The 23339-nt window shown below is 56.2% G+C and carries 21 protein-coding genes; 10 read left to right on the top strand and 11 right to left on the bottom strand.

Annotated features, from left to right (window positions below):
* Window positions 1-184 precede the first annotated feature (184 nt).
* Together B149_RS0111430 and B149_RS0111435 are read right to left on the bottom strand one after the other, a co-directional pair.
* Complete coding sequence (locus B149_RS0111430; protein WP_018125294.1) at window positions 185-2356, bottom strand: RelA/SpoT family protein; 2172 nt, start codon at window positions 2354-2356, stop codon at window positions 185-187.
* Window positions 2357-2359: 3 nt separating this feature from the next.
* On the bottom strand, window positions 2360-3946 hold the full coding sequence (locus B149_RS0111435; RefSeq protein WP_083909222.1) for a peptide-binding protein: 1587 nt from the start codon (window positions 3944-3946) through the stop codon (window positions 2360-2362).
* A 187-nt stretch (window positions 3947-4133) separates the two neighbouring features.
* Between B149_RS0111435 and B149_RS0111440 the strand changes: the two genes are divergently transcribed.
* The 3 genes from B149_RS0111440 to B149_RS18010 all read left to right on the top strand — a co-directional run bounded on the left by B149_RS0111440 (window position 4134) and on the right by B149_RS18010 (window position 10514).
* Window positions 4134-7343 carry a DEAD/DEAH box helicase gene (locus B149_RS0111440; protein WP_018125296.1) on the top strand — a complete coding sequence of 1070 codons (3210 nt, stop codon included), beginning with the start codon at window positions 4134-4136 and terminating at the stop codon, window positions 7341-7343.
* Between the two features lie 3 nt (window positions 7344-7346).
* The gene (locus B149_RS0111445) at window positions 7347-8255 is read left to right on the top strand and encodes a hypothetical protein (protein ID WP_018125297.1); all 909 of its coding nucleotides are present in this window, start codon (window positions 7347-7349) and stop codon (window positions 8253-8255) included.
* Window positions 8256-8351: 96 nt separating this feature from the next.
* Window positions 8352-10514: a hybrid sensor histidine kinase/response regulator gene (locus B149_RS18010; RefSeq protein WP_018125298.1), complete on the top strand. Its 2163-nt coding sequence runs from the start codon at window positions 8352-8354 to the stop codon at window positions 10512-10514.
* Window positions 10515-10553: 39 nt separating this feature from the next.
* On the opposite strand, the gene B149_RS0111455 is transcribed toward B149_RS18010, so the two are convergent.
* The 8 genes from B149_RS0111455 to B149_RS0111490 all read right to left on the bottom strand — a co-directional run bounded on the left by B149_RS0111455 (window position 10554) and on the right by B149_RS0111490 (window position 17779).
* Window positions 10554-11090 carry a single-stranded DNA-binding protein gene (locus tag B149_RS0111455; RefSeq protein WP_018125299.1) on the bottom strand — a complete coding sequence of 179 codons (537 nt, stop codon included), beginning with the start codon at window positions 11088-11090 and terminating at the stop codon, window positions 10554-10556.
* Window positions 11091-11125: 35 nt separating this feature from the next.
* On the bottom strand, window positions 11126-11470 hold the full coding sequence (locus tag B149_RS0111460; RefSeq protein WP_018125300.1) for a hypothetical protein: 345 nt from the start codon (window positions 11468-11470) through the stop codon (window positions 11126-11128).
* Window positions 11471-11479: 9 nt separating this feature from the next.
* Window positions 11480-12127: a biotin/lipoyl-containing protein gene (locus B149_RS0111465; protein ID WP_018125301.1), complete on the bottom strand. Its 648-nt coding sequence runs from the start codon at window positions 12125-12127 to the stop codon at window positions 11480-11482.
* A gap of 47 nt (window positions 12128-12174) precedes the next feature.
* Window positions 12175-14442: an acetyl-CoA carboxylase carboxyl transferase subunit alpha/beta gene (locus B149_RS0111470; RefSeq protein WP_018125302.1), complete on the bottom strand. Its 2268-nt coding sequence runs from the start codon at window positions 14440-14442 to the stop codon at window positions 12175-12177.
* 3 nt (window positions 14443-14445) lie between these two features.
* Window positions 14446-15798, bottom strand: a complete 1353-nt coding sequence (locus B149_RS0111475) for an ATP-binding protein (protein WP_051069564.1) — start codon at window positions 15796-15798, stop codon at window positions 14446-14448.
* A 65-nt stretch (window positions 15799-15863) separates the two neighbouring features.
* On the bottom strand, window positions 15864-16235 hold the full coding sequence (locus B149_RS0111480; protein WP_018125304.1) for a PilZ domain-containing protein: 372 nt from the start codon (window positions 16233-16235) through the stop codon (window positions 15864-15866).
* Window positions 16236-16282: 47 nt separating this feature from the next.
* A complete protein-coding gene (locus B149_RS0111485) occupies window positions 16283-17026 on the bottom strand; it encodes an OmpA/MotB family protein (protein WP_018125305.1) in 744 nt (247 codons plus the stop codon).
* A 3-nt stretch (window positions 17027-17029) separates the two neighbouring features.
* Window positions 17030-17779, bottom strand: coding sequence for a motility protein A (locus B149_RS0111490; protein ID WP_018125306.1), 750 nt, complete (start codon window positions 17777-17779; stop codon window positions 17030-17032).
* A 98-nt stretch (window positions 17780-17877) separates the two neighbouring features.
* Here B149_RS0111490 and B149_RS0111495 point away from each other — a divergent pair, with 98 nt between their 5' ends.
* From B149_RS0111495 to B149_RS18925, 4 genes are all read left to right on the top strand, one after another.
* Window positions 17878-18720, top strand: coding sequence for a purine-nucleoside phosphorylase (locus tag B149_RS0111495; protein ID WP_026167585.1), 843 nt, complete (start codon window positions 17878-17880; stop codon window positions 18718-18720).
* Between the two features lie 85 nt (window positions 18721-18805).
* Window positions 18806-19423, top strand: a complete 618-nt coding sequence (locus tag B149_RS0111500; RefSeq protein ID WP_156816814.1) for a FlgO family outer membrane protein — start codon at window positions 18806-18808, stop codon at window positions 19421-19423.
* A gap of 194 nt (window positions 19424-19617) precedes the next feature.
* A complete protein-coding gene (locus B149_RS0111505; RefSeq protein ID WP_018125309.1) occupies window positions 19618-19926 on the top strand; it encodes a tetratricopeptide repeat protein in 309 nt (102 codons plus the stop codon).
* Between the two features lie 9 nt (window positions 19927-19935).
* Window positions 19936-20067: a hypothetical protein gene (locus B149_RS18925; RefSeq protein WP_018125310.1), complete on the top strand. Its 132-nt coding sequence runs from the start codon at window positions 19936-19938 to the stop codon at window positions 20065-20067.
* Window positions 20068-20098: 31 nt separating this feature from the next.
* Here the strand turns inward: B149_RS18925 and B149_RS0111515 are convergent, their stop codons facing one another.
* Window positions 20099-20590 (bottom strand): hypothetical protein, encoded by a 492-nt coding sequence (locus tag B149_RS0111515; protein ID WP_018125311.1) that lies wholly within the window; start codon window positions 20588-20590, stop codon window positions 20099-20101.
* A 91-nt stretch (window positions 20591-20681) separates the two neighbouring features.
* On the opposite strand from B149_RS0111515, the gene aroL reads away from it, so the two are divergent.
* The 3 genes from aroL to B149_RS0111530 all read left to right on the top strand — a co-directional run bounded on the left by aroL (window position 20682) and on the right by B149_RS0111530 (window position 23331).
* Window positions 20682-21194, top strand: a complete 513-nt coding sequence (aroL, locus tag B149_RS17100) for a shikimate kinase AroL (RefSeq protein ID WP_018125312.1) — start codon at window positions 20682-20684, stop codon at window positions 21192-21194.
* Window positions 21195-21294: 100 nt separating this feature from the next.
* Complete coding sequence (locus tag B149_RS0111525; protein ID WP_018125313.1) at window positions 21295-22659, top strand: TrkH family potassium uptake protein; 1365 nt, start codon at window positions 21295-21297, stop codon at window positions 22657-22659.
* 12 nt (window positions 22660-22671) lie between these two features.
* Complete coding sequence (locus B149_RS0111530) at window positions 22672-23331, top strand: potassium channel family protein (protein ID WP_018125314.1); 660 nt, start codon at window positions 22672-22674, stop codon at window positions 23329-23331.
* Window positions 23332-23339 lie beyond the last annotated feature (8 nt).

Genomic DNA, 23339 nt, shown 5'->3' on the forward strand with positions numbered 1-23339 from the left:
CTTCCCCTCAGACTCCCCTTCCCCCTCTCCAAGAAACCTTTGGCTTGGGCTTCGCCCGGTTGTTGCTGGTAGGTTTTTGGGGAAATGACTTTGAAGGGTGTGGGTGAGGTCGGGTGTGATTGGTAATAAAAAAAAGCCCCCGGCGATGGATCGTCGAGGGCTTTTTTAGCTATTGGGAGGGAGGTTATGACACGCGGACGGCTTCGCTGACTGCCTTCAGGGCTTTGACCTTGGCCAAGGCTGAATACAACTGGTTGAGATCCTTCACGTCCACCGTGAAATTCAGGTCTGACGTGCCGTCAACGTTGGACTGGAACGTGCCAGAATCAATGTTGACCTCGGCCTGCGCAAGAATGTTGCAGATGCTTCCCAGCATACCGAGCTTGTTCTGGCAACGAACCCGGATTTTCGCAGGATACGAGCGCTCTTCCTCGCCTTCCCACGAAACGTTGATCAGTCGCTCCGACTCGAAGTTCTTGACGTTGTGGCAGTCCGAACGGTGCACCGTGACGCCGCGCCCGCGGGTGATGTAGCCGATGATGGGTTCGCCGGGCAGCGGGTTGCAGCAGCTGGCGAAGCGCACGAGCACGTTGTCCACGCCGCTGATGGTCAAGCTGTCGGATTTCGGCTTTTTCTCCTCTTCTCCACCACCATGGTGGCGGCGTGCACCGGGCTTGTCCGGCTTCTGGCCGTCGTACATTATGGAGTAAAGGCGCCTGAGGACTTTTCTCGGCGTCAGGCGCGAAAAGCCCACCTGATACATCAGGTCGTCCGCGCTGCCGCAGTTGAAATCCTCGGCAAGCTTGACGAAATACCCGTCCTTGATGGCCTTTTGCACGTTGATGCCGTGGCGGCGGCCTTCCTTCTCCAGCAGTTCCTTGGCAAGCGAGATGCTGCGTTCTCGCTCGATGGTGCGTATGTACTGCTTGATGCGAGTCCGGGCCTTGGCCGTCTTGACGAACTTGAGCCAGTCCCTGCTTGGAACGCGGTTTTTGTCCGTGATGATCTCGATGGAGTCGCCGTTTTTCAGTTCGGTGTGCAGGGGCACGAGGCGGCCGTTGATCTTGGCGCCGACGCAGTGGTCTCCCACCTCGGAATGTATGAGGTAGGCGAAGTCGATGGGAGTGGCGCCGTCCGGCAGTTCCTTGATGTCTCCCTGTGGCGTGAAGACGTAGACCTCGTCCTGAAAGAGGTCGATGCGCAGGGAGGCCATGAATTCGCGCGGGTCGTTGAGTTCGCGCTGCCAGTCCAGAATCTGCCGCAACCACGTGAAGCGTTCCGCGTCGCGCTGGCCCGAGGATTTGCCTTTCTTGGCGCCCTTTCCGGTCTCTTTGTACTGCCAGTGCGCGGCCACACCGTATTCCGCCACGCGGTGCATGTCCTCGGTGCGAATCTGGAATTCGATACGCTCCCCGTCAGGGCCGATTACCGTGGAGTGAAGGCTCTGGTACATGTTGGCCTTCGGGATGGAGATGTAGTCCTTGAAACGTCCGGCGATGGGCTTCCATTCGGCATGAATCAGCCCAAGGACTGCGTAACAGTCCTTGATGGATTTCACGATGATACGGAAGGCGATGAGGTCGTATATTTCCTCGAAGCTCAGGCCCTGCTGCTCCATCTTCTGGTGCGTTGAGTACAGGTGCTTGGTCCTGCCGAAGACATGGGCGTCGAGCTTGTTCTTCTTGAGCATCTTCTGGACCATCTCGATGACCTTGTCGATATACTCCTGTCCGGAGGATCGATGCTGGGCAACTGCGTCCGTCAGCTGCTCGTACACGTCCGGCTTGAGATATTGAAGACACATGTCCTCAAGCTCGGTCTTGATGCGGTGCAGGCCGAGTCTGTTGGCCAGCGGCGCATAGATGTCCAGTGTCTCCTGAGCGATCATGCGCTGCTTGATGGGCTTCATGTGCTCAAGGGTGCGCATGTTGTGCAGGCGGTCCGCCAGCTTGACCATGAGTACGCGGATGTCCTCGGCCATGGCCAGGATCATCTTGCGCATGTTCTCGGCCTGAGCCACGGCCTTGGACTCGAACTGCATCTTGCTGATCTTGGTGACGCCGTCAACGATGTCCGCCACTTCAACGCCGAAGATTTCCTCCAGCTCATCCACGCTCGTGTCGGTGTCCTCGACCACGTCGTGCAGCAGCCCCGCAGCCACGGTGGCTTCGTCGAGCTGCATCACCGAAAGCTGGTAGGCCACGGACATGGGGTGCGATATGTAGGGCTCGCCGGAAAGGCGGATCACGCCGTCATGCGACTGTGCGGCAAAGACATAGGCCCGCTGGATGAGTTCCAGATCGGGGTTGTCGATGTATGAGGCGACTTGGTCGGTTATGTCATTGATTCGTATCATATTTTACTGTGCGCGTAGCTGAAGTTTCTCGGGAATCCACCAGCGGATGAAGTTGTGCGATATGCCGGCGGGAGCGGGTTCGATCCCCCGGACACGTGAAGAGACAATCGGCAGTGAATACGGGACATACAAGAACACATAAGGCTGGTCCTCGTGAAGTATTTCCTGCACCCTGTCGTAGATTTTCTTTCGTTCCTCACGGTTTACGAGTTGTCTGCCACGGACGAGCAGTTCATCAAGTTCCTCGTTTTTGTAATCGATGAAGTTCAGGCCGCCGGGTTTGGCATTGTCCGAGTGCCAGACGTTGTAAAGATCCGGGTCCTGAAGGATGTTCCAGCTCAGAATCAGGGCGTCGAACCGGCCCTTGTTCACGAACTCGCTGATGAAGGAGGACCACTCGATGGCCCGAATCTCCACTTTGATGCCGATGTCGGCCAGCCTGCGTTGGATGATGACGGCACTTTTGGTGCGTTGCGAGTTGCCCTGATTGGTGATGATGGTGAACCAGAACGGCTTTCCGTCCCTGTCCAGCCAGCCGTCACCGTCTCTATCCTTCCACCCAGCCTTTTCCAGCAGCTTCAGGGCTTCTTCAGGCTGGTAGCCGTAATCTTCAACAGCCTCGTTGTACTGCCACGTTCCGGGTTTGTATGGCCCGATTGCTGGCGTTCCGAGGCCGAAGAGCACGCCTTTGACGATCTCTTCCTTGTCGATCGCCAGACTCAGCGCCCTGCGTACGCGACGGTCCTTGAAGAACGGATGGCGCAGGTTGAAGCCAAGGTACGTGTAACCAAAGGACAGGTATTTGAATTTATTGAATCGCTGTTGCCAGTCTTTGCTCTGGGTCTGCCTCAGATATTGAAGCGGTGTCAGACCCATGGTGTCCAGTCCCCCTGCCTTGAGTTCCAGAAATTGGGTGGAGATGTCCGGGATGATCCGGTAGTGAATCTCGTCCATGTAGGGTCTGCCCTCGAAATAATCATTGTTTGCCGCGAGGGTGAGATGTCGGCCGGAGACCCATTCCTTGAGTTTGTAGGGGCCTGCTCCAACGGGATTTTTGCTGTACTCGGTATCCAGCAGGTCCTCGCCTTCCAGAACGTGTTCTGGCAGTATTTCCTGTGCCCATGTGACGAGGGAGCGCGCAAAGGGCTTGTCATAAAAAACTTCAAAGGTATACTTACCTGTGCGACGGAACTCCCGGATCTGTTTCCAGTCGGCGGCATAAGCCGTAGGGGTTTCGGGATCCACCATGAGTTCATAAGTGAACTCAACATCTTCGGCTGTTAGCGGTTCGCCGTCGGTCCAGTAGATGTCGTCGCGAAGCGTAAATTTGAGGTGTCGGCCGCCGTCCAGAACCTGATAGGACTTGGCGGCGTAGGGTTTCAGCGTGATGTTTTTGTCGTACTTGAGCGGCGAGACATAGATGTAGGAAGCTATGGCGTGAGAGCCCGCATCCGTGGCAAGAGGCGGAATGAGGTTCGTCACCCTGCCGAGCATGGGCTCCACGAACCGTCCGCCGTAGTCTGGACCGCTTTGAGCAGATGCATTTGAAATGCTTGCAAAAATTAAAATCAGTAGTAAGGCGAGTCTCATTTTTCCTTGCCAAATCGTCTGGTTTTGATCATATAAACTCGGTTGCCCGCTGGACATCTTAGAGTATTAACCATAGCGGCGCAAAAGCCAATACCTCAACGGAATCGAGATGTTTTGACCGGGGCACGAGCCTCCCCGGTTTCGGAAGGGACACATCAGGACAAACCGGCCAAGGAGTCTGTCCGGCATGGCTAACGGCGAAGAAGCAATCGTCAAGGAAATACTTCAGGAATTCATAGACGATACCGTTCCCGAATATATTCTGGAAATGGCGCAGGACATCGTTGCGAGCAGCGGTGTCATGAAAATCGACCTCAAAAAGAGGGATCAGTACTGGGACATCGACGGGATGGTCCAGGGTGATGATTTTCAGAATTACGCCTCGGAAATCGGCCTGAACCTCGGCGACAACACGATCAATTACTATTGCAACTGCCCGGAATCCTTTTCGGGAGTGTGTAAGCACGTGGCTGCCACAGCCATCAAGTTGCACCATTCGGTGAACGGTGAGCAGGGAGAATCCGTCCCTACCGCGAGAACCGACTGGCACCAGACTTTCCGCCCCTTCTTCGCTACCGAACTGGAACCCGAAGCGGGCAAACACTACATAATCTATCGCCTGTATCCCGAACCGGGACGACTTCAGGTTGCCTTTTTCCGCGCCAGACAGAACAAATCCGGTATTTCCTCGGTCCAGAACGAGATCACGCTGCACCAGATCGTGGAGAACCCCGAATGGTGCGATCCATCGCCTTCCCTGCCCAGGGTGGCCGAAATGATCGGCCATTATCTGGACTACTGGGGCCATCGCGTGGAGATTCCGGCCGGTCTGCATTCGTGGTTTTTCCGCGCCATCAAGAACGAGTACTATCTCTACCTGCGCGAAACCGATCAGCCCGTTCGCATAGAAAGCAAGACCATGCAGCTCAAGCTCTCCCCGCATCTGAGCGAGGACGGTCTGCAGTTCGACATCCTGCTCTCACGCGAGGACCAGATCCCCTTCTCCATCACCGGTGAAGAGGAAATCTATTTTTATGGACGGCTGCCTCTTTGGGTCTATTACAAGCAGGGGTTCTATCCTGTTCAGACGGGGCTCGACCCTGAGTTGATTCAGGACATGGTGGAACAGGTTCCCATCATTCCGCACAGCGATGTTTCGGAATTTCTGGACCGCGTCTGGACCAAGATTCCGGTTTCGGACCTCTACGGGCACGACGACTTTCTCGAACGTGTCGGTCCCATCTTTCAGGATGCCTCGTACAACCCGAAGCTGTATCTGGACGAGGAAGGCAGCCTGCTTACGCTCAAGGTCCAGAACATGTACGAGAACGAACACGGGGAATTTTCCCTGCCCGGGCCCAACCCGGACCTTCAGACCGGCTCGTATCACTATGAAGGCAAGAGTTACCTCATCCGCCGCGCGCAGGATGAGGAAGCCATGCTGCTGGCGGAACTCTCCGACATGGGATTCCAGCCGCGCAGCAATCACATCTGGTTCATGGAGCAGGAAGAGGCCATCAATTTCCTGCTCGACTATTACCCGATGCTGGTCGAAGCCTACCGCGTTTTTGGCGAAAAGAACCTGACGCGCTACAAGGTGCGCAATTCCAAGCCGGAGATCGTGGCAGAGGTGGAGAGCGACGAGGAAAACAAGTGGTTCAAGCTCGACCTCACGGTGGAATACGACGACCAGCGCGTGCCCATCGACAAGATCTGGAAAGCGTGGACTCAGGGCAAGCGTTACGTGCAACTCAAGGACGGCTCCTATACAAGCCTTCCCGAGTCGTGGCTCAACCGCCTCGGGCACAAGCTCAAGAATCTCGGCTTTGACCCTGAAAAGCCGCCTCAGCAGACCTTCAAGCAGTTCGAGGCTCCGGTGCTGGACAAACTGCTTGAGGATATCCCGAACACGCATACGGACGAATTCTTTGTCGAGCTGCGCGAGAAAATCCACAACTTCAGAGAAATCAGAAAGGTCGAACAACCCAAGAGCCTGAACGCTACCCTGCGACCGTATCAGGTTGAGGGCCTGAGCTACCTGAACTTCCTGCGCGACTACGGCTTTGGCGGCATCCTTGCGGACGAAATGGGGCTTGGAAAAACCATCCAGACGCTCTCCTTCATCCTCTCGGTATCAGAAGCCGGTTCGGAGCTGCCCAACCTGATCATCGTCCCCACCTCGGTTCTGCCCAACTGGGAGCGTGAGGCGCAAAAGTTCGTGCCGCAGCTCAAGCGGCTGACCATCTATGGCACCAAGCGCGAGGACCTGTTCGCCAAGATCAAGGACTCGGACCTTGTCATCACCACGTATGCCCTGCTGCGTCGGGACCTCGATGAGCTGCTCAAGTACAAGTACTCCTCGGTGATTCTCGACGAAGCCCAGAATATCAAGAACCCCAACACGATCACCGCCAGATCGGTGCGTAAGCTGGAGGCTGATACCAAGCTCTGCCTCTCCGGTACGCCCATCGAGAACAACCTTTTCGAGCTGTGGTCGCTTTTCGAGTTCCTCATGCCCGGCTTCCTCGGCTCGCAGCACTCCTTCCAGCGCGGCATCGTCAAGCCCATCAAGGATGGCGACGAGGAAACGCTGGACTATCTGCGCTCTCGCGTAAAGCCGTTCATACTGCGCCGCACCAAGAACATGGTTGCGCGGGATCTGCCGCCCAAGATCGAGACCACGCATTACTGCGAACTCATCGACGAGCAGCGCGATCTCTACAATGCTCTGGCCAAGAAGCTCAAGGATCAGGTGCTCAAGGACGTGGATGAGAAGGGGCTTGCCAAGAGCCAGATGTCCATTCTGGACGCCCTGCTCAAGCTGCGCCAGATCTGCTGCCATCCCCGCCTGCTCAAGCTGGATATGCCGGGCGTGGACACCAACCTGCCCTCTGGCAAGTTTGACGCGTTCAAGGACCTTATCTATGAGGTCATCGAAGGGGGGCACAAGGTGCTCGTTTTCTCGCAGTTCGTGCAGATGCTTCATGTCATCCGTTCCTGGCTGCAGATCAAGGAAATTCCCTTCTGTTACCTCGACGGCGCCAGCAAGGACCGTTTCGAGCAGGTGGACCGCTTCAACGAGAACGAGGATATCCCGATATTCCTGATCTCGCTCAAGGCAGGCGGTACCGGCCTGAACCTCACTTCAGCGGACTATGTCATTCATTATGATCCGTGGTGGAACCCGGCTGTTGAGAATCAGGCCACAGACCGTACGCACCGCATCGGCCAGAAGCGACAGGTGTTTGCCTACAAGATGATCTGCCAGAACACCGTGGAGGAAAAAATCCTCAAGCTTCAGGAGGCGAAGAAGGATGTAGCGGAGGCGGTCATTCCCGGACAGGCGGCGCTCAAGAGCCTCACACGGGACGATCTGGAAATGCTTTTCGAGGTATAGCCCATGCACGAGCCGAGGAACATCGCGGAAACCGGAGAAGGACTCATGGACCGCATCTATCGGCTTGCCACATACATCTTCGACCCGCTGCATCACTTCTGGGAGCGGGATACTACGCAGCGGGCGGTTGCCGGCGGCCTCATCGGGGTCTTCCTGCTGGGGCTTGTGACCATTGAGTTGAACAGGCAGGGACTCCTGCCCGCTTCCATGGCGGCATCCACGCCTACAAGTCACTACATGGCCATCAACCTGGCCTTCACTTTGGTGCTTGTGGTGGAAGTTGTCGGGCTTATCTTCGCTCTGCCCTGCTCCATATCCCGCGCACTCGGCAAGCAGTTCGAGATTCTTGCTCTCATCCTCTTGCGAAGCTCCTTCAAGGAACTGGCCGAGTTTCCGGAGCCGATCGCCCTTTCCGGCCACATGGACGCTCTGCTGCGAATAGTGTCCGATGCCACCGGCGCACTGCTCATTTTCGCCATCCTCGGCGTATACATCATGATCAATCGGCCCATTGAAGACGAAGGTTCGAAAGGACAGATTCTCTTTCGTTTCGTCTCAGCCAAGAAAATCGTGGCCTTGTCGCTGTTGGTTGCCTTCATTGCCTTGGGTATCAAGAACTGGGTTCAGTTCTTCATGAATGGCGAGACCTTTGATGTTTTCCATGCCATGTTCACGGTTTTGATCTTCAGCGACATCCTGCTCGTACTCATCTCGCAGCGATTCCTTCCTCAGTTCCGAGCTGTATTTCGTAACTCGGGCTTTGCCCTTGCCACCCTCCTCATCCGCCTCGCCCTGACCGCACCGATTTATTATGACGCACTCATCGGGGTTGGGGCTGCCGCTTATGCGGTCCTCCTCACGCTTACCTATAATGCCTTTTTTGCCCCCGGAAGAGCCGGACACAGGAAATAAGATCGGCTTAGTAGACAATCTTCATCATATTATGCTATTTTTGAGCTGATTACTTTGTGAAGCTGAATATTTCAGCGTTAAATTCGGGGCGTTGCGATGAGTTCGGACCGCAACAAAAAGAAGCTCGCACCTGAGGAGAGGCTCGCTTTTCTTCAAAAGAGTTTTCCAGAGCACAAGGTTGGTTTCAGAAGCCTTCTACAGGTTTTGAACAGTCTTGATGCCGTCGTGTACGCCACCGACCTCCAGACCGATGAAATACTCTTCCTTAACAAAAAGGCCGTCGATGCCCTCAACCTTTCCACGGATTATTCCGGCTGCAAGTGTTGGGAGGTTCTTCAGGAGGGACAGAACGAGCGCTGCCCGTTCTGCACGAACGACCTTTTGCTCGATGAAGCCGGCAACCCCGGCGACTCCATAGTCTGGGAGTTCCAGAATACGCTCAACGACCGTTGGTATCTTATTCAGGATCGCGCCATTCAGTGGTGGGACGGCAGAATGGCCCGTCTTGAGATCGCGACCGATATTACAAGCCGAAAGCGCTACGAGGATATTCTCTCTTCGCGGAACAACATTCTTGCTTCCGTCAACCGTATTGCAGAACGAATGCTCCGGGAGGGCGACTGGAAAAAATATCTGGATGAGACGCTTTTCGATCTGGGTAATGCTTCCGAAGCAGACCGCGTTTACATTTTCAAAAATTCACTGACTGCCGACGGACGTTTGACCATGAGCCAATTGCAGGAGTGGGTTAGCGATGGCGTCAGCCCTCAAATCGAGAATCCTGCGTTACAGGAGCAGACCTATGAGGATGTAGGGGCTCTTCGCTGGAAGCAGATGCTTTCCAAGGGAGAGATTGTCAGTGGTGCAGTGGCTGATTTCCCCGAGGGAGAGCAGGCGGTCCTGGTGCCTCAGGGAATAAAGTCCCTCGTGGCTGCGCCTATTCATGCTGATGGTGAATGGTGGGGCTTTTTGGGCCTGGATGACTGCAAACGCGAGCGGGACTGGAATTACGGCGAGGTCGAAGCGCTCAGTACGGCCGCTCGCATTATCGGTAGCGCCATTGTGCGTGAACGCATGGAAGACAGTATGTGTCTGGCAAATGAAGAGGCGCTCTTGGCGAACGAGGCCAAATCGCAGTTTCTTGCCAACATGAGTCATGAAATTCGCACTCCCCTCAACGGTGTGCTCGCGATGGTGCAACTCCTGACGCATACTGACCTGAACGAAGAGCAGAGGAAACTTCTGGACCATGCCAAAACCGCAGGCGGCAGCCTGCTTGAAATCATCAATGACATTCTTGATCTCAGCAGAATCGAGGCTGGAAAAACCCAACTTGAGGAAACCTATTTCGAACTATCCGAAGTGGTCGAGGGTGTGCACGCCTCGTTTGTCGATACCGCCAAGCTCAAGGGAGTGAGCCTGGAAGTCGATGTCGATTCTCATCTTCCCGAAGCTTTCATCGGTGACCCGGCCAGGTTGCGGCAGATTCTCTTCAATCTTGTCGGGAACGCGGTCAAGTTCACCCCTGAGGGAAGTGTTCGGCTGAAAGTTTCAGGACATGCGCTGCAAGGCGACAGGTATCATCTCGATTTTGTGGTTGAGGATACCGGCATTGGTATTCCGGAAGACCGGCTTGAATCCATTTTCGCTCCCTTTACGCAGGCAGACGAAACATTCAACAGACGTTTCGGAGGGTCTGGTCTTGGGCTCGGCATTGCCCAAAAGCTGTGCCATCTCTTTGGTGGTGATCTGAATATTGAAAGCACTCAGGGCGAGGGAACAGCGGCTCATTTCTGGATTACGGTATTAAAAAGCGATCCGAAAACGGTTGAGGATGACCTGTTCGGAGCATCCGAGCCGTTGCAGAATCTTTCCATTCTCTTGGCCGAGGACAACAGGATCAACGCCATTGCGGCCAAACGGTTTCTCGAAATGGCAGGGCATGAGGTTACCACTGTCGGTAACGGAATCGAGGCGCTTGATGCGCTCAAAAAGCAGAGCTTCGACTGCGTGCTCATGGACGTTCAGATGCCCGAGATGGACGGTCTTGAGGCAATATCCCGAATACGGGATGGAAAATTCCCTGAAATCGATTCTGAAATACCGATCATTGCCCTGACAGCGCATGCCATGAAGGGTGACCGAGAGCAGTTCCTGAAGAAGGGAGCCGATAGCTATATATCGAAGCCCTTCGAGGTGGAGCAGCTCATTAAGGTTTTATGCGATACCATTGGCAAAAAGAAAACGGACGAAACCTGAGTTCCGTCCGTTGTGACCGGTCGTAAAAAGGGATCTTGGCTAGAAGGGAACGTCGTCCATTCCGCTCGCCTCGGAGGGAAAGGCCGGACCGAGATCTTCTTCGGGCTGTTGCTGTTGCTGTTGGGGCTGCTGGTATCCGCCGCCCTGCTGCTGACCCTGAGGATAGCCGCCCTGCTGCTGGTATCCGCCCTGTTGCTGATACCCGCCACCCTGCTGACGCGGCTGCTGCTGGTTGTCCCTCGGAGAATCCAGACCCTGCACGCGGTCGGCCACGATTTCGGTGGTCCAACGGTCCTGACCGTTCTGGTCCTGCCATTTGCGGGTCTGCAGCTTGCCCTCGACATTAACGAGGCTGCCCTTCTTCAGGTAGTTGCCGCAAAATTCGGCGGTCTGCCGCCATGCGACCACGCGGTGCCATTCAGTGCGGTCAACGCGCTGTCCGCTCTGCTTGTCGCGGTACCCCTCGTCCGTGGCTACGGACATTTTGGCGAGTGCCTGTCCGTTGGCGGTGTAGGACAGCTCGGGATCACGTCCAAGACGGCCTATCAATATAACTTTGTTAAGGCTTCCAGCCATGTTTTCTCCTCATCTTGAATTGTGGAATTCAAGTATCAAAATTTCGCTGCAATGTCTTCCAACGCGTCAAGGTTGTCTTCCAGCGCATAGGTCAGCTTGTCAGCCTCCTGCGGCTGCCAGTCCGCAAGGCTGGCGCGAAGTTTTTGCAGCGTATCGTGGGCGGTTTTGGCCTTGTCTTCCAGCGCTTCGACCTTTTTTTTGTCGATAAGCTCTGCGTGACAAGCTGTCTGCACGGCTTCGGCAAGCTCCATGACGCCTCTGGCTGGCGTTATGAACGTGCCGTCCTCCCATACAAGGGAGGCCAGGGAAGGCCAGCGCTTCGAAACTTCCTTTTCATCAAAGGTCCAGGCCGAGACCCGTACCTGCAGGATACCGCCCATGATTTCCTCCTATTCTTCTTCCCATTCGCTCTGGACACGGTTGACCACGTCCTGAATGGTTGAGAGCTGGTCTTCCGGACAAATGCCGAGCAGGGGCTCGTCGGCATCGACGTTGTCGCCCCGGTGGAAGTAGACCGAGTAGATGATGCCCTCGGGACCGGAGTATGTCAGCGGGGTCTCACGCTTCATGCGGGAAACGATAAGGATCTCCATGCCCTCATGGACCTTCACCGACTGTTTTCCGGAAACCTTGAGTTTCTGGTCAACTTCCGGAATGAAGTAGTACTTGGCTCGCTCGGGCGCACGGAACAGGTGCAGCGCCTGCTGAAGAATCAATTCGATGACTTCATTCTTCGTCAGGAAGTGGCGAATGGTCAGCAGTTCTTCACCCGCTTCCACGAACTGTCCGTCCAGTTCGGTGCGGACCGACTGGATTTCCCCTTTTTCCGGGGCGTTGATCGGTTTGCGGTTTTTCTCGCGGGTCAGCGTCGCCACCTGTGTGCCCGGCTTTTCCTTGTAGGAGCCGGAGCGGCCGACGACCTGCTCGCCCGTTTTCAGTCCCGCGAATTCCACCACCCCGGTATGCGGGGCGCGGACAACTATTTCCTTGTAGGGAGATGCCTTGATCTCCTCAAGCAGTTCCTTGACGTTCAGCACGGGATTCTCCTCCCGGATATGTTTTCTTGAAGCGGTGCCACGCGGGGTCAGCGATAATAGAGGTTGCGTCCCCCCATGGTCAAGAGCGCTCTGTGAAGATTGCCCTTGAGCTCGCGGCGGTCCCATATGCCGTGAATGTGCCCTCTGGACAAGGCATGGTAGGCCTTGTGGTAGTTTGGGGGCACTTCAATCCCGGTCGTCTCGGTTATGACGCCGGGGCCGGCAAAGCCAATGTTCGTGGACCGGATGGCGAACTGGTAAGGCGAGCAGCCCAAAAAGCTTGCCAGCGGTCCGGCGTACGAGTTGGTGTCGTAAACGACGAGATACAGGCCCCCCGCATCGATATAGCGGCGTACGGCCTGTGTGCAGCGGGGCATCTGAATGACTCCGTTGACCCCTTCCTGAATGCGGATACCGGCGGTACCGTGCACATAGGCTATGAGCGGATAGCGTCGTTTCATGGCGCGTTCGCAGGCACGGATGAACTTCTCCCCTTCCGCGGCTCCGACAGTGCCGCCCCGGAACGGAGCCGTCAGCACAGCCACCACGGTGTCGATGCCCTTGAGGTTGGTCTCGAAGGTGATGCAGGCCGAATTCAGGCCGGTACGTTCACGAGCCTGATCAATTTTGACCTGAAATCCTTCGTAGTCCAGCGGGTTGACGGATTCTATTTCCCGCCCGAATTCGTGGGCGTGGGGGTAATCGAAGACATTGTGCAGATACCATTGGTATTCCATGCGGAAATGATGTCCGCAGTTCGGGCAGACGCCCGCAAATTCCCCGAACAGATCCGGAGCCCATACATCCTGACAACCGTGCGTACGCACGTTGGGGCAGGATATCGTCTTGTCGTCCCTGCTGCGGGGGCTGATCCAGAGCCACTGGTCGTCGCCAAGGTAGGCGCCTTCCTCGGGCCTTGAAAGCCGGGTCAGTTTCTTGATGTCCGTGTTGGTCGTGGAGCCGTCTCCGGATGCCGTACTCGTAATGAGCTTCTTGACGGGCTTGACGAGCTTCTCGCTCACAAGGTGGACTTCGGCGGCCACTTCTTCCATGAAGCTGTCCAGCTTCTTCTTGTGACGACCCAGCAGGTCATGACGCACGAAGGAGTTCATGGCCAGCCCCATGTTTTCGCACGACTCCGTCACTCGTTTCATGACGGAGCGATTGTCACGGTAGGCGTGCTGGCTCATGTGGCGGAACTTGTCCCATCTCTTTTCCACGAGACGCGTCCGGGCGCCTTTGGAAAGACTCCAGCGGACGAAGATGCTTTCTGCGTCGGCATCCCTGCCGCGCTTTTGCTGTTTGAGCGCAAGCGAGCGGAACAGTTGCATGGACTTGACGCCAAGCACCGCCTCGTTGGTGGACTGGATGAGTTCCCGCCTGAGATCCTTGAAAAAATTGTAATGATTCGGACGCGCCCCCAGTGGAGGTTCGTTCAAGACCCTGTCCACATACCCGTTGTTCAGGTTGTCCTCGGCGGTTATGCCAAGCTGTCGTGCGCACTTTTCCACCAGTTCCGCGCCAGCCCGGTTGCCGTCACGCAGTCGTCCTTCGATGGCGGCGGCGCCTTCCGGGGAAATGACGGAATAGTATCCGTGAGAAAGCATGATGCGTCGGTCTGCAAGTCCGATGGCTTCCGCTCCACCCGAGCCGCCTTCGGAAATGGTGGCAATCACCGGAACTCGCAGCGCTGCCATTTCATAAAGATTCTTCGCGATCTGTTGTGCCGCGCCGGGGTAGTCTTCGATAGGGTAGGAGCCGGGAGTGAAGATGAACGAATGAACCGGAATGTTCTCGGTTTCGGCGACTTTCATGTAGTGCAGCGCCTTGGCGTTGCCCCACGGCTTGACCGAACCGCCGTTCCTGAATTCCTCGCCGTGCCCCTTCTCCTGTCCGATGACCATGACCGACTGGTTGAAAACCTTCTGGCCGACGCGTCGGGTGAGGTAGGCTCGGGCAATGACCATGCTGGGGTCGATGCTGAACTCGCCTTGCCCGCCTATCTCGGAGTAGTTGTCGTAGACGTTCTCTAGGATGTCCTTGAGACAGATGCGTTGAGGATGGCGCACTATGCGAACCTTGTCCATGGGTGACAGGCTCTGGTCCAGTTTCATTTCGAGAAAGTCGAACAGCCCTTCCATGTGGGCGATGTCGCGCGTAGAATCCGGTTCAGGGTCGGACTTGAGCTTTTCGAGCAGTTCCTGAAACTTGGCTTCAAGGATGGTCACGCTGGCACGGCCTTCACCGTCGCCAACAATGTCCTTGGCGTAGTTCAGGCGGTCCCTGAGGGCCAGAATTCTCTTATCGCTGTCCATGCCCTAGAACTCCAGCAGTGTCGCGGTGCGTTCGCGAAGGTAGTCGATGTTGGTGGCAAAACCGCCAACTCCCCTGCCTTCGAGAACGAGGTTGTCCAGAAACTCCACGCCGCGGCGTTTGGCTTCGGCGAGGTCTGCGCCGCGGATGATCGCAAGCGCGAGGTTCGGGTCGTATTCCATGGGAATTTCGTATTCGCGGTCCACTGGAATCTGAGTGTGCATGGTCAGCCACGGCTGCGGTTGCCATTCGAAACGTGTGATGGTTCCGGAGCAGGGAGCGAAGCGCTCGGCGGTTTTTTCGGCTATGATCCTGTATTCGATGCCGACACCTTCAAAGGTGATGTCCTCCTGACCGTATCCCATGGGCTGTCCCAAAGCCAGACGAATCTGCTCGGCGATGAGGTCGGTGCCGTCCTCGCCCTTGATGCGGGAAACAGCGGCGGAAACCCCGTTTTCCACCTGAATGCGGGTATTGACTTCCATGAGGAACGGTTCGCCTCTTGGCGTGACGATCCATTCCCACGTTCCGACGGAGTCATAACCAACTTCGGCTGCCATTTTCAGGGAGTGGTCAATGATCGACTGTAGCACCCCCGCCGCGTCAAAGGCATATCCCAGTTCGTCCGGAACGAACCCCGGAGCGACCTCGATGCGCTTTTGTTTACCCGTGGATTGCACGGAGCAGTTCCGGGTGCCGAAATGAACGTGCGAGACTCCCTCTCGTTCGGAAAGCATTTGCACTTCCAAATGATTGAAGTCAAAAATGCGTTGCTCGATGAGCACGCCTTCGTCATTGAAATTCCGTTTGGCGTAGTTGCGGATGCGCCGGTACACGGAGCGGAACTCGTCAGGGTCCTCAACCTCTTCGATGCCCATTCCGCCTCCGCCTGCCGAGGCTTTGACCAGCACGCAGGAGTCCTTCATGCCCTGCTCGGCCTGGAAGGCAAAAAGGGTCTCGGCGATTTCCTCGGCTTCAAGTTCGCTGTAGATCGGTCGGTCCGACCCCGGAATGGTCGGAACGCCCAGGCCGCGGGCGATGCGCTTGGTATTGATCTTGTCGCCGAGGTCGCGAATGACCCACCAGGAAGGACCGATGAAGAGCAGCGGCCTGTCGCGGCGAACCACCCTTCTGGCGAACCGGAAGTCCTCGGCGAAAAAACCGTAGCCGGGATGCACGGCAGTCGCGCCGGATTCATCGGCCACCGAGAGAACTTCGTTGGCGTCGAGATAGGAGTGGATGCGATAGAGCGACTTGTCACCGCCCCATTCCCGCGCAAGGGCGACATGACCCGAGTCCTTGTCGGGTTCGGTGTAAAGGGCGACGAAATCGTGTCCGAGCTTGCGGCAGGCCCGCATGATACGGATGGCGATTTCCCCGCGGTTGGCTATGAGTATGCGGTGTTTCTCAGCCAAGGGCGCGCCTATTTGTCTTTGTTCTTCTTCAGGGCAATGAGTCTTTTCTGCACTTCGAGCACGAGTTTGTCCAGCCGTTGTTGCTGCCGGCGGTCAAGCTGTTCGAAGTTGAGTCCGGCAATGCCGTTCTCCGCCACGCGAATGACGTTGGCCTTGATGTCGGAAAGAAAAAGTTTGCCGTTGAGGAGCAGCTTGACCGGATGCGATGTGCCTTCGCGCATGGTGGAGTCACCTTCCACGGCAAATCCTGTCGCGGAGATGTCCTTGACGGGCAAGGTTTTGCCCTGCTCCAGAAATTCCACAGTCAGGCCGGGCACGCGGGTTCTGAAGGCCCTTCGGAGTTTTTCTTCGGCGTCAGGCAGGGAAATGTTGAAGTCCATAAAAAATACCTCGATGGTTCATCCTCGTAGTCCGAGGGGGTAATCCCTTACCGTCCGGTAACCCGTTTTTCAAGCACGAACTCCACCCTGCGGTTCTTGGCGCGATAGGCGGGGGTTGTGTTCGGATAGATAGGATTCATGTCCGCAAGGCCGGTTGCTGTAAGTCGCGAGGGCTCAATGCCCATCTGCAGCAACATGCGAAGGACGTTAACGGCCCGCATGGCCGAAATCTCCCAGTTGTCCTTGAAACGTCCCCGTCCGCTCACCGGGGTGTTGTCGGTGTATCCGAGAATCTTGATGGTCTGGTCGGGGTGCTTGATGAAGAAATCCCTGAGTTGCGAAACCAGCCTTTTACCCTCCGGGCTGAGGGTCACCCTGCCGGAGCCGAACATGACGTCGCCCGGGACGCGGATTGTGATGACGCCGTCTTCGAAATTTGCGCTGACGACCCCTTCAAGCCCCTTGGTGGTTTGAAGGGTCTTAACCTCAGCAAAGACCTTGCGCTGTGATTCGATGATCTGGCGGCGCATGAGTGCCTGATCTATGAGCACCCCTGCTTCCTCGCGGGTGATGCGGCTGGTGGCGATCTTCTCCATCTTGCCGGACAGGGCGTGGGTTACTGATGAAAATGTTTCGGAAAACTTGGTGGTGTCGAGGGTAGACATGGAATACAGCAGGATGAAGAAAACGAGCAACAGCATGGCCAGATCGGCAAATGTCGTCAGCCAGTCTTGTTGGTCCCCCTCTTCTTCTTGCAAGGGGATATTGTACAGATCGTAATCTTCTTTCACGATCTAGTCCCCGCGCTCGGAGGGCGACAGGAACGAGGAGAGCTTCTCGTAAACCAGTCGCGGGTTGTTGTTTTCAAGAATGGACTTGGCTCCCTCGAAGATGATTTCGAGGTTGAGCTGCTCCTGAAGCGTGCGCGCCTTGAGCTTTGCGGCGAGCGGAATGAAAATCAGCGTGGACATTGCCGAACCGTAGAAGGTGGTCAGAATGGCTACTGCCATGGCCGGGCCGATGGTGGAGGGATCGTTGAGTCGCGAGAGCATCTGTACGAGACCGATGAGCGTTCCCATCATTCCGAAGGCCGGAGCGAGGCTGCCGAGGCGCTTGAATACGTCCTGCCCCACCTGATGGCGTCTGCGCATGGAGTTGATTTCGATGGCCAGCGTCGCGTGGATGAGCTGCGTGTCCGCGTTATCCGCGATGAGCTGGCAGGATTTCTTGAGAACCATGTTCTCGGTCTGGACATTTTCAAGGGCCAGCAATCCTTCTCGGCGGCTGATTTCAGCCACTTTGACCATGATGTTCACCACGTCGCGCGCGCTGGTTTTTCTCTGATGAAAGACCTTGAACGCCGCCTTCACCGCTTGTAAGACTTCTTCGAACGGAAAGGCGACCATGATCGATGCAAGGGTCCCGCCCACCACGATCATCATGCCGGGGACGTTGAGAAATACGTCCACGGCACCGCCGATGACAATGGCGCCCACGACGAGTCCGAGGCCGATGATGAGTCCGAGTAGGGTTGCTATATCCATCAGAAATTAACCTGCCTTATGTCGGATTTGCATTTAATCCGAGAGGTTGCAACTAAAACGGACACGGTTGAAACCACGTCCTCACAGGGAGATTGTTCATGAACAAGCGCAGGACCGTGCTGCAATCTGTTCGATATATACAGGAAAATGTGGGGAAAATACAACCCGCAAGCGCAGGAATCGTTACGGGCTCAGGCTTGGGCGCCGTGGTGGACGCTTTGGATGTCGAACACTCCCTGCCCTACTCCGAGATTCCGGGGTTTCCCGTTTCGACTGTGGAGGGCCACGCCGGGAAGCTGGTTTTCGGTCATGCCTATGGCCGCCCCATCGTCGTCATGCAGGGCAGAATCCACCTTTACGAAGGCTTTACGCCGGACGAAGTGGTGCACGGCATCCGGGTTTTTCACGAGCTGGGCATCAGAACCGTCATTCTCACCAATGCAGCGGGTGCCCTTGATCCACGGTTCGAGGTAGGTCGTCCCATGCTCGTGACCGACCACATCAATTTTTCCGGCGCGAGCTGCCTCACCGGAGAAAATGTGGAGGATTGGGGCCCGCGTTTTCCCGACATGAGCCGGGTCTACGATCTCGCTCTGCGTGAGTTGGCCGTTCGCAAGGCGTTGGAACTCGAAATTCCTCTTGAACGCGGGGTCTATGTTCAGGTTCCCGGACCCAATCTGGAAACTCCGGCCGAAACCCGCGCCTACCGTCGGCTCGGAGCAGACGCCATCGGCATGTCCACTGCTCTTGAAGCCATGGCCGCCGTGCATTGCGGCATGCGTGTCATGGCGCTTTCATGCCTGACGAACAAGAACGTCCCCGATGCCATGGAAGAAACGTCCCACGAAGCCGTGCTTGAGGCTGCAGAGCGAGCTTCCAGATCCATCGCATCTCTACTCATGGAAATCCTAAAGGATATTCCAGATACTGCCGAAGAGTAGTCAGGACTCGCCCGAATTCGGGGATCGTGCTGCGCAGAAATTCAATACGGGGTATCCAATGAACAAGGCGGCTTGTGTTTTTCTCATGCTCTTACTCGTGTCGGTGTTGGCCGCGAGTTGTTCCACCGTGAAAGATGGCGCGGTTTCAACCTACGAGTTTGTTTTTGATAGCGAACCGACCGCCACTCCCGTTTTTCCGAAAAAGGACGATGTTCTGGTAGATGCCGCGTTTGATGCCGCCGACGAGATGCATTCCAACGTGAACCGGACATTGCTTCCGGCTGATTCTCCGGTATATATCACCCGTTTCGTGAATATTGAAAACACCGCCGACAGGTCCCCTTTCGGAAAAGTCGTATCCGAGCAGATTGCCGTGAGGCTCTTTCAGCGCGGCTGGCGGATTGCCGACGGAGCGCCGCCTGAGGATGCCGTGTCCAAGTTCGACAAGCAGGCTGAAGAGCACGAGGACAAGGACCTCATCCTGCGTGAGACGGATTACAATATACAACCGTCCATGCTCGTCGGAAGCTACGAAGTGGGCGACGAGTCTGTGCTGGTTCATGCGCGCGTCGTCCGTTTGCGGGACAAACTTGTGGTCGCAGCGCACGCATGGTCACTGCCCATGAATGATAGGGTGCGCGACCTCCTTGGCCTGACCGAACCGGCTGATAGTATGCGGCCCACCGTCCGGACCGAATTCTGATTTTCCCTTTTCTCGGTTTGTCTTAAAACTACTCTTTTCCCCCTTGACGTTGAAAACGATTTTCACTATCAAAGAGTTCAAGGCGAACGAAACCTCCTTGAACCCAATGACAGAAAACACCTCCATTCTTCACTGTAACCTGCCGGGACCGATCCCCCCTCGGTCCCGGCGAAATCTTTCAAAGGAGATTCCGAATGAATAATGTAAAATTTGTGGGACATCTCAATCGTGAAGGTATGAAGGCCCTGTCCGAAGGAGACCTGATGAACGCCAGGTTCCTCCTGTATCAGGCTCTCGACAAATGCCGTCTTTTCAAATCGCCTCTCAACGAAGCAAAGATTCGAAACAATCTCGGGCTGGTGCTTCAGCAGGATGGGGACTTGAATTCTGCGTCCGAGAATTTTCAGGCTGCATTGAAAATTGTAAGAGATGAAGTTGGTGAGGAAACCGGAATTTTTAAGCGAATCGAAACGAATTACCGCCGCTGCGGTTGCGCAGCTTAGGAGAGCCTCATGAGCAACAGGCCAACCCTTTCCTCCGGTGACAGGAAGCGATTTCTCAAAAACGCCTTCAAGGCGTTCGGCAGCAGTTCGGATCGTCCTTCAAGGCGGGATGGAACGCCCAAAACCAGCGGCGACGGATAGAACTCATCAAACCCGGCCCGGCCGGGTTTTTTCATGACAAAAGGCTGTTGGCGAGCAGAAAGACGAGGACCACGGCGATTGCCCCGCCGAGAAGCATGAGCGGCACCGGGATGCTTCTGAATCTGTCCGGCGTGGACGGTGCTCCGGCCCCCGCGAATTCTTCGGCCCCGTCTCGCAGTACCAGATACAGGTACCCATTGGACGTGACCGCTGCATATTTCCCTTGTGCGAAGCGCTCGCAATGCTCATCCAGCGCCTCACGCGGAGCGGAGCGTCCGTTTGGCATGGAGCTTTGCAGATATCCGGAAACCAACAGCGCCTCTTCGGGCGTGATGCCGTGCCGAGTTGCTATATCCGTGAAAAAATCGTGCATCGTATCGTTGTCTCGAAAGATGATGCGCGCTGTCTCAAGATTCATGGAATACAAGGCGTGTTGCATGGCTTCCCCGCTGGATGCGTCAAGTGTGCGGTTCAAATCTTCCTTGGGAACCGGAACCTGCCATGATGTAACGGTTACGCGCATTGGCGACTGCACGCAAGTCCGCCCGGGACATGCCTGTGCAAAACGTTCCTTTGCCGTTGCCAGAGGCGATTGGTTGAGCTATTTTGTTCTTATGCGAAACATTTACCTGATAGGCCCCCGCGGTTGCGGCAAGACGACCATCGGCAAAGAACTGGCCGACAGGCTTGATATGCCCTTCGTGGACACGGATGCTGTCTTTCTTGACAGGCACGGCACCATAGCCGATTTCGTGGCCCACAACGGGTGGGACGCTTTTCGCGACGCCGAGGCCGAAATTCTCGCTTCTATTGCCGACAGGGCGGGAACTGTTGTCGGATGCGGCGGTGGAATCGTTCTTCGCGAAAGCAATCGCGAGCTCCTCAGGAAAGGTTTCTGCGTTTATCTCAAGGCATCCGCGGATGAGCTTGCGCGCCGACTCAGGGCTGACCCCTCTCAGGAACAGCGCCCTTCCCTGACAGGCAATCCGCTCGACGATGAAATACGACAGGTGTTGCAGGAGCGGGAGCCGCTATATTTTGACTGCGCCAATCTGGTGATGAAAGTCTCCGAGCCTTGGCGCATCGCTGATTTTGTTGCGGAAAAGGTTAAATCCGGCTTCTTCTGAACCGGAAGTCTCCTTCAACCGTCTTTTGTGGCACGGTCCTGAAAAGAATTCCTGTTTCGAGGCGGTTGCGTTCCGTACGCGGCGGGCGTAAGGACGTGTGATGCGAACCAAGCTGCTGACGCCATTCTGGCTGCCGGTCCATTTCTTCACTCTCGGCATTCTTGTGGGAACAGTGCTGCTTCATGCTGACGCGGCTCATCCCGGCCAGACGCTTTCGTGGTTGGACAGCCTGTTCACGGCTACCTCCGCCATGTGCGTCACCGGCCTGATCGTCGTGGATACGGGGTCGTTCTTCTCCCCTTACGGACAGGGGGTAATCCTCGCCCTGATCCAACTGGGCGGCCTCGGCATCATGACTTACACCAGTCTGGCCCTCTACCTGTTGGGGCAACACGTTTCACTTGCGGACAGGCTGGCTGTCAGCAACAGCCTCCTGCACGATCCGAGCTTCAGCCTGAAGAGTTTCCTGCTGCGCGTGGTGATCGGCACTTTTGCCATAGAGCTGGTCGGAACCGCCCTGCTCTACTTCTCTCATCCCGGCGGGTTCTCCCTCTGGTCCGCCTTCTTTCACTCCATCAGCGCATTCTGCAACGCCGGTTTTTCACTGTATTCGGACAGCCTGACCCGTTGGCAGGGTGATTGGGGCGTCTGTTCGATCTTCATGGCACTCATCATCCTCGGTGGGCTTGGCTTCTACGTACTCAACGAGTTGGCGACCCGAATTGCGGACGCGGCCCGTCTGCGACCTCCCAGAAACGGAAGTTGTTATTTTTTCACATGGCATACCAGCGTCGTGCTCAAAACGACCGCTTTTCTCATAGTGGCAGGAACTCTGGCCATCTATTTTGCCGAGATGTACGGCAGCGGCTGGTCCGGGCCATGGCACAAGGAGTTGCTCAAGGCCCTGTTCAATTCGGTTACCAGCCGTACCGCCGGATTCAACACCATGGAAATGGCAGACCTGACGAACGTGTCGCTGGTGCTCATTCTCATGCTCATGCTCATCGGCGGCTCGCCTGGATCCTGTGCTGGCGGGGTGAAAACCACCACGTTCCGCGCGATTTGGGGATTCATCGTCGCCCAGTTCAAAGGTGCCGAGCAGGCTCGGGTCGGACGCTTCGCTCTGGATCTGCATTCCATGCGGCGGGCGCTGACGCTGGCTGTCTTCGCGGCTTTCATCGTCGGCTTCTCTTCCCTTGCACTCGAAATAACTGAAGGCGGCGACCTGCCGCATCACATGGTTCGCGGGCATTTTCTGGATACACTTTTCGAGGTGGTGTCTGCATTCGGAACCGTGGGACTCTCCACCGGGATCACCGACTCGCTTTCCGCTCCGGGCAAAGGTGTGATAATCATGCTCATGTTCGTGGGCAGGCTCGGCCCCATCTGGCTGCTCTCGGCACTGCACAGTTGGCAGCGGCCGACGAGATACAAGGTTCCCGAAGACAGCCTGCCGCTTGGCTAATCGAGGATAATCATGACGAAACAACGCGAAATCGGAGTAATAGGACTCGGCAAATTCGGCGGTTCTCTTGCGCTGGCTCTGCAGGAGCTGGAGATCGACGTACTGGCCATAGACCGTTACGAGGCCAATGTGCGCCAGATGCGTGACCGGCTGCCGCAGGTCTTTCAGGCCGACGGCACTGACAAGGCCGCACTGGAACAGCTGGGATTCAATGATATGGAGCAGGTGGTGGTTTCCATCGGCAATTCCATGGAATCCAGCATTCTGGTTGTGCTGAACCTGCAGGACCTGGGGGTCAAGAACATCTGGGTCAAGGCCGTGAGTTCACAGCATGAAAAGGTGCTGCAGCGGCTCGGGGTGGACTTCGTGGTTTTTCCCGAGCAGTTCGTGGCCAAGCAGATGGCTCACAGGCTGGCTGTTCCCGGCATCATGGACTACCTCGGTCTCGGCGACGACGTGCTGACACGCGAGATCGAAGTGGAGGAATGGCAGAACCGCACGCTCAGGGATTTGGATCTCACCAACGAGCATCAGGTGCAGGTCGTTGCCATCAAATACAAGGGCAGCGAGCATTTCACATTCGTCCCGAGTCCTGACAAACCGCTGGAGGAAGGCGACGTGCTCGTGGTTCTCGGCAAAGCGGAAAACGTTCTCAAGCTCAAGAAAACCTAGGGGGTACG

It is taken from the genome of Desulfovibrio oxyclinae DSM 11498 (genome assembly GCF_000375485.1).
Taxonomy (GTDB): domain Bacteria; phylum Desulfobacterota; class Desulfovibrionia; order Desulfovibrionales; family Desulfovibrionaceae; genus Pseudodesulfovibrio; species Pseudodesulfovibrio oxyclinae.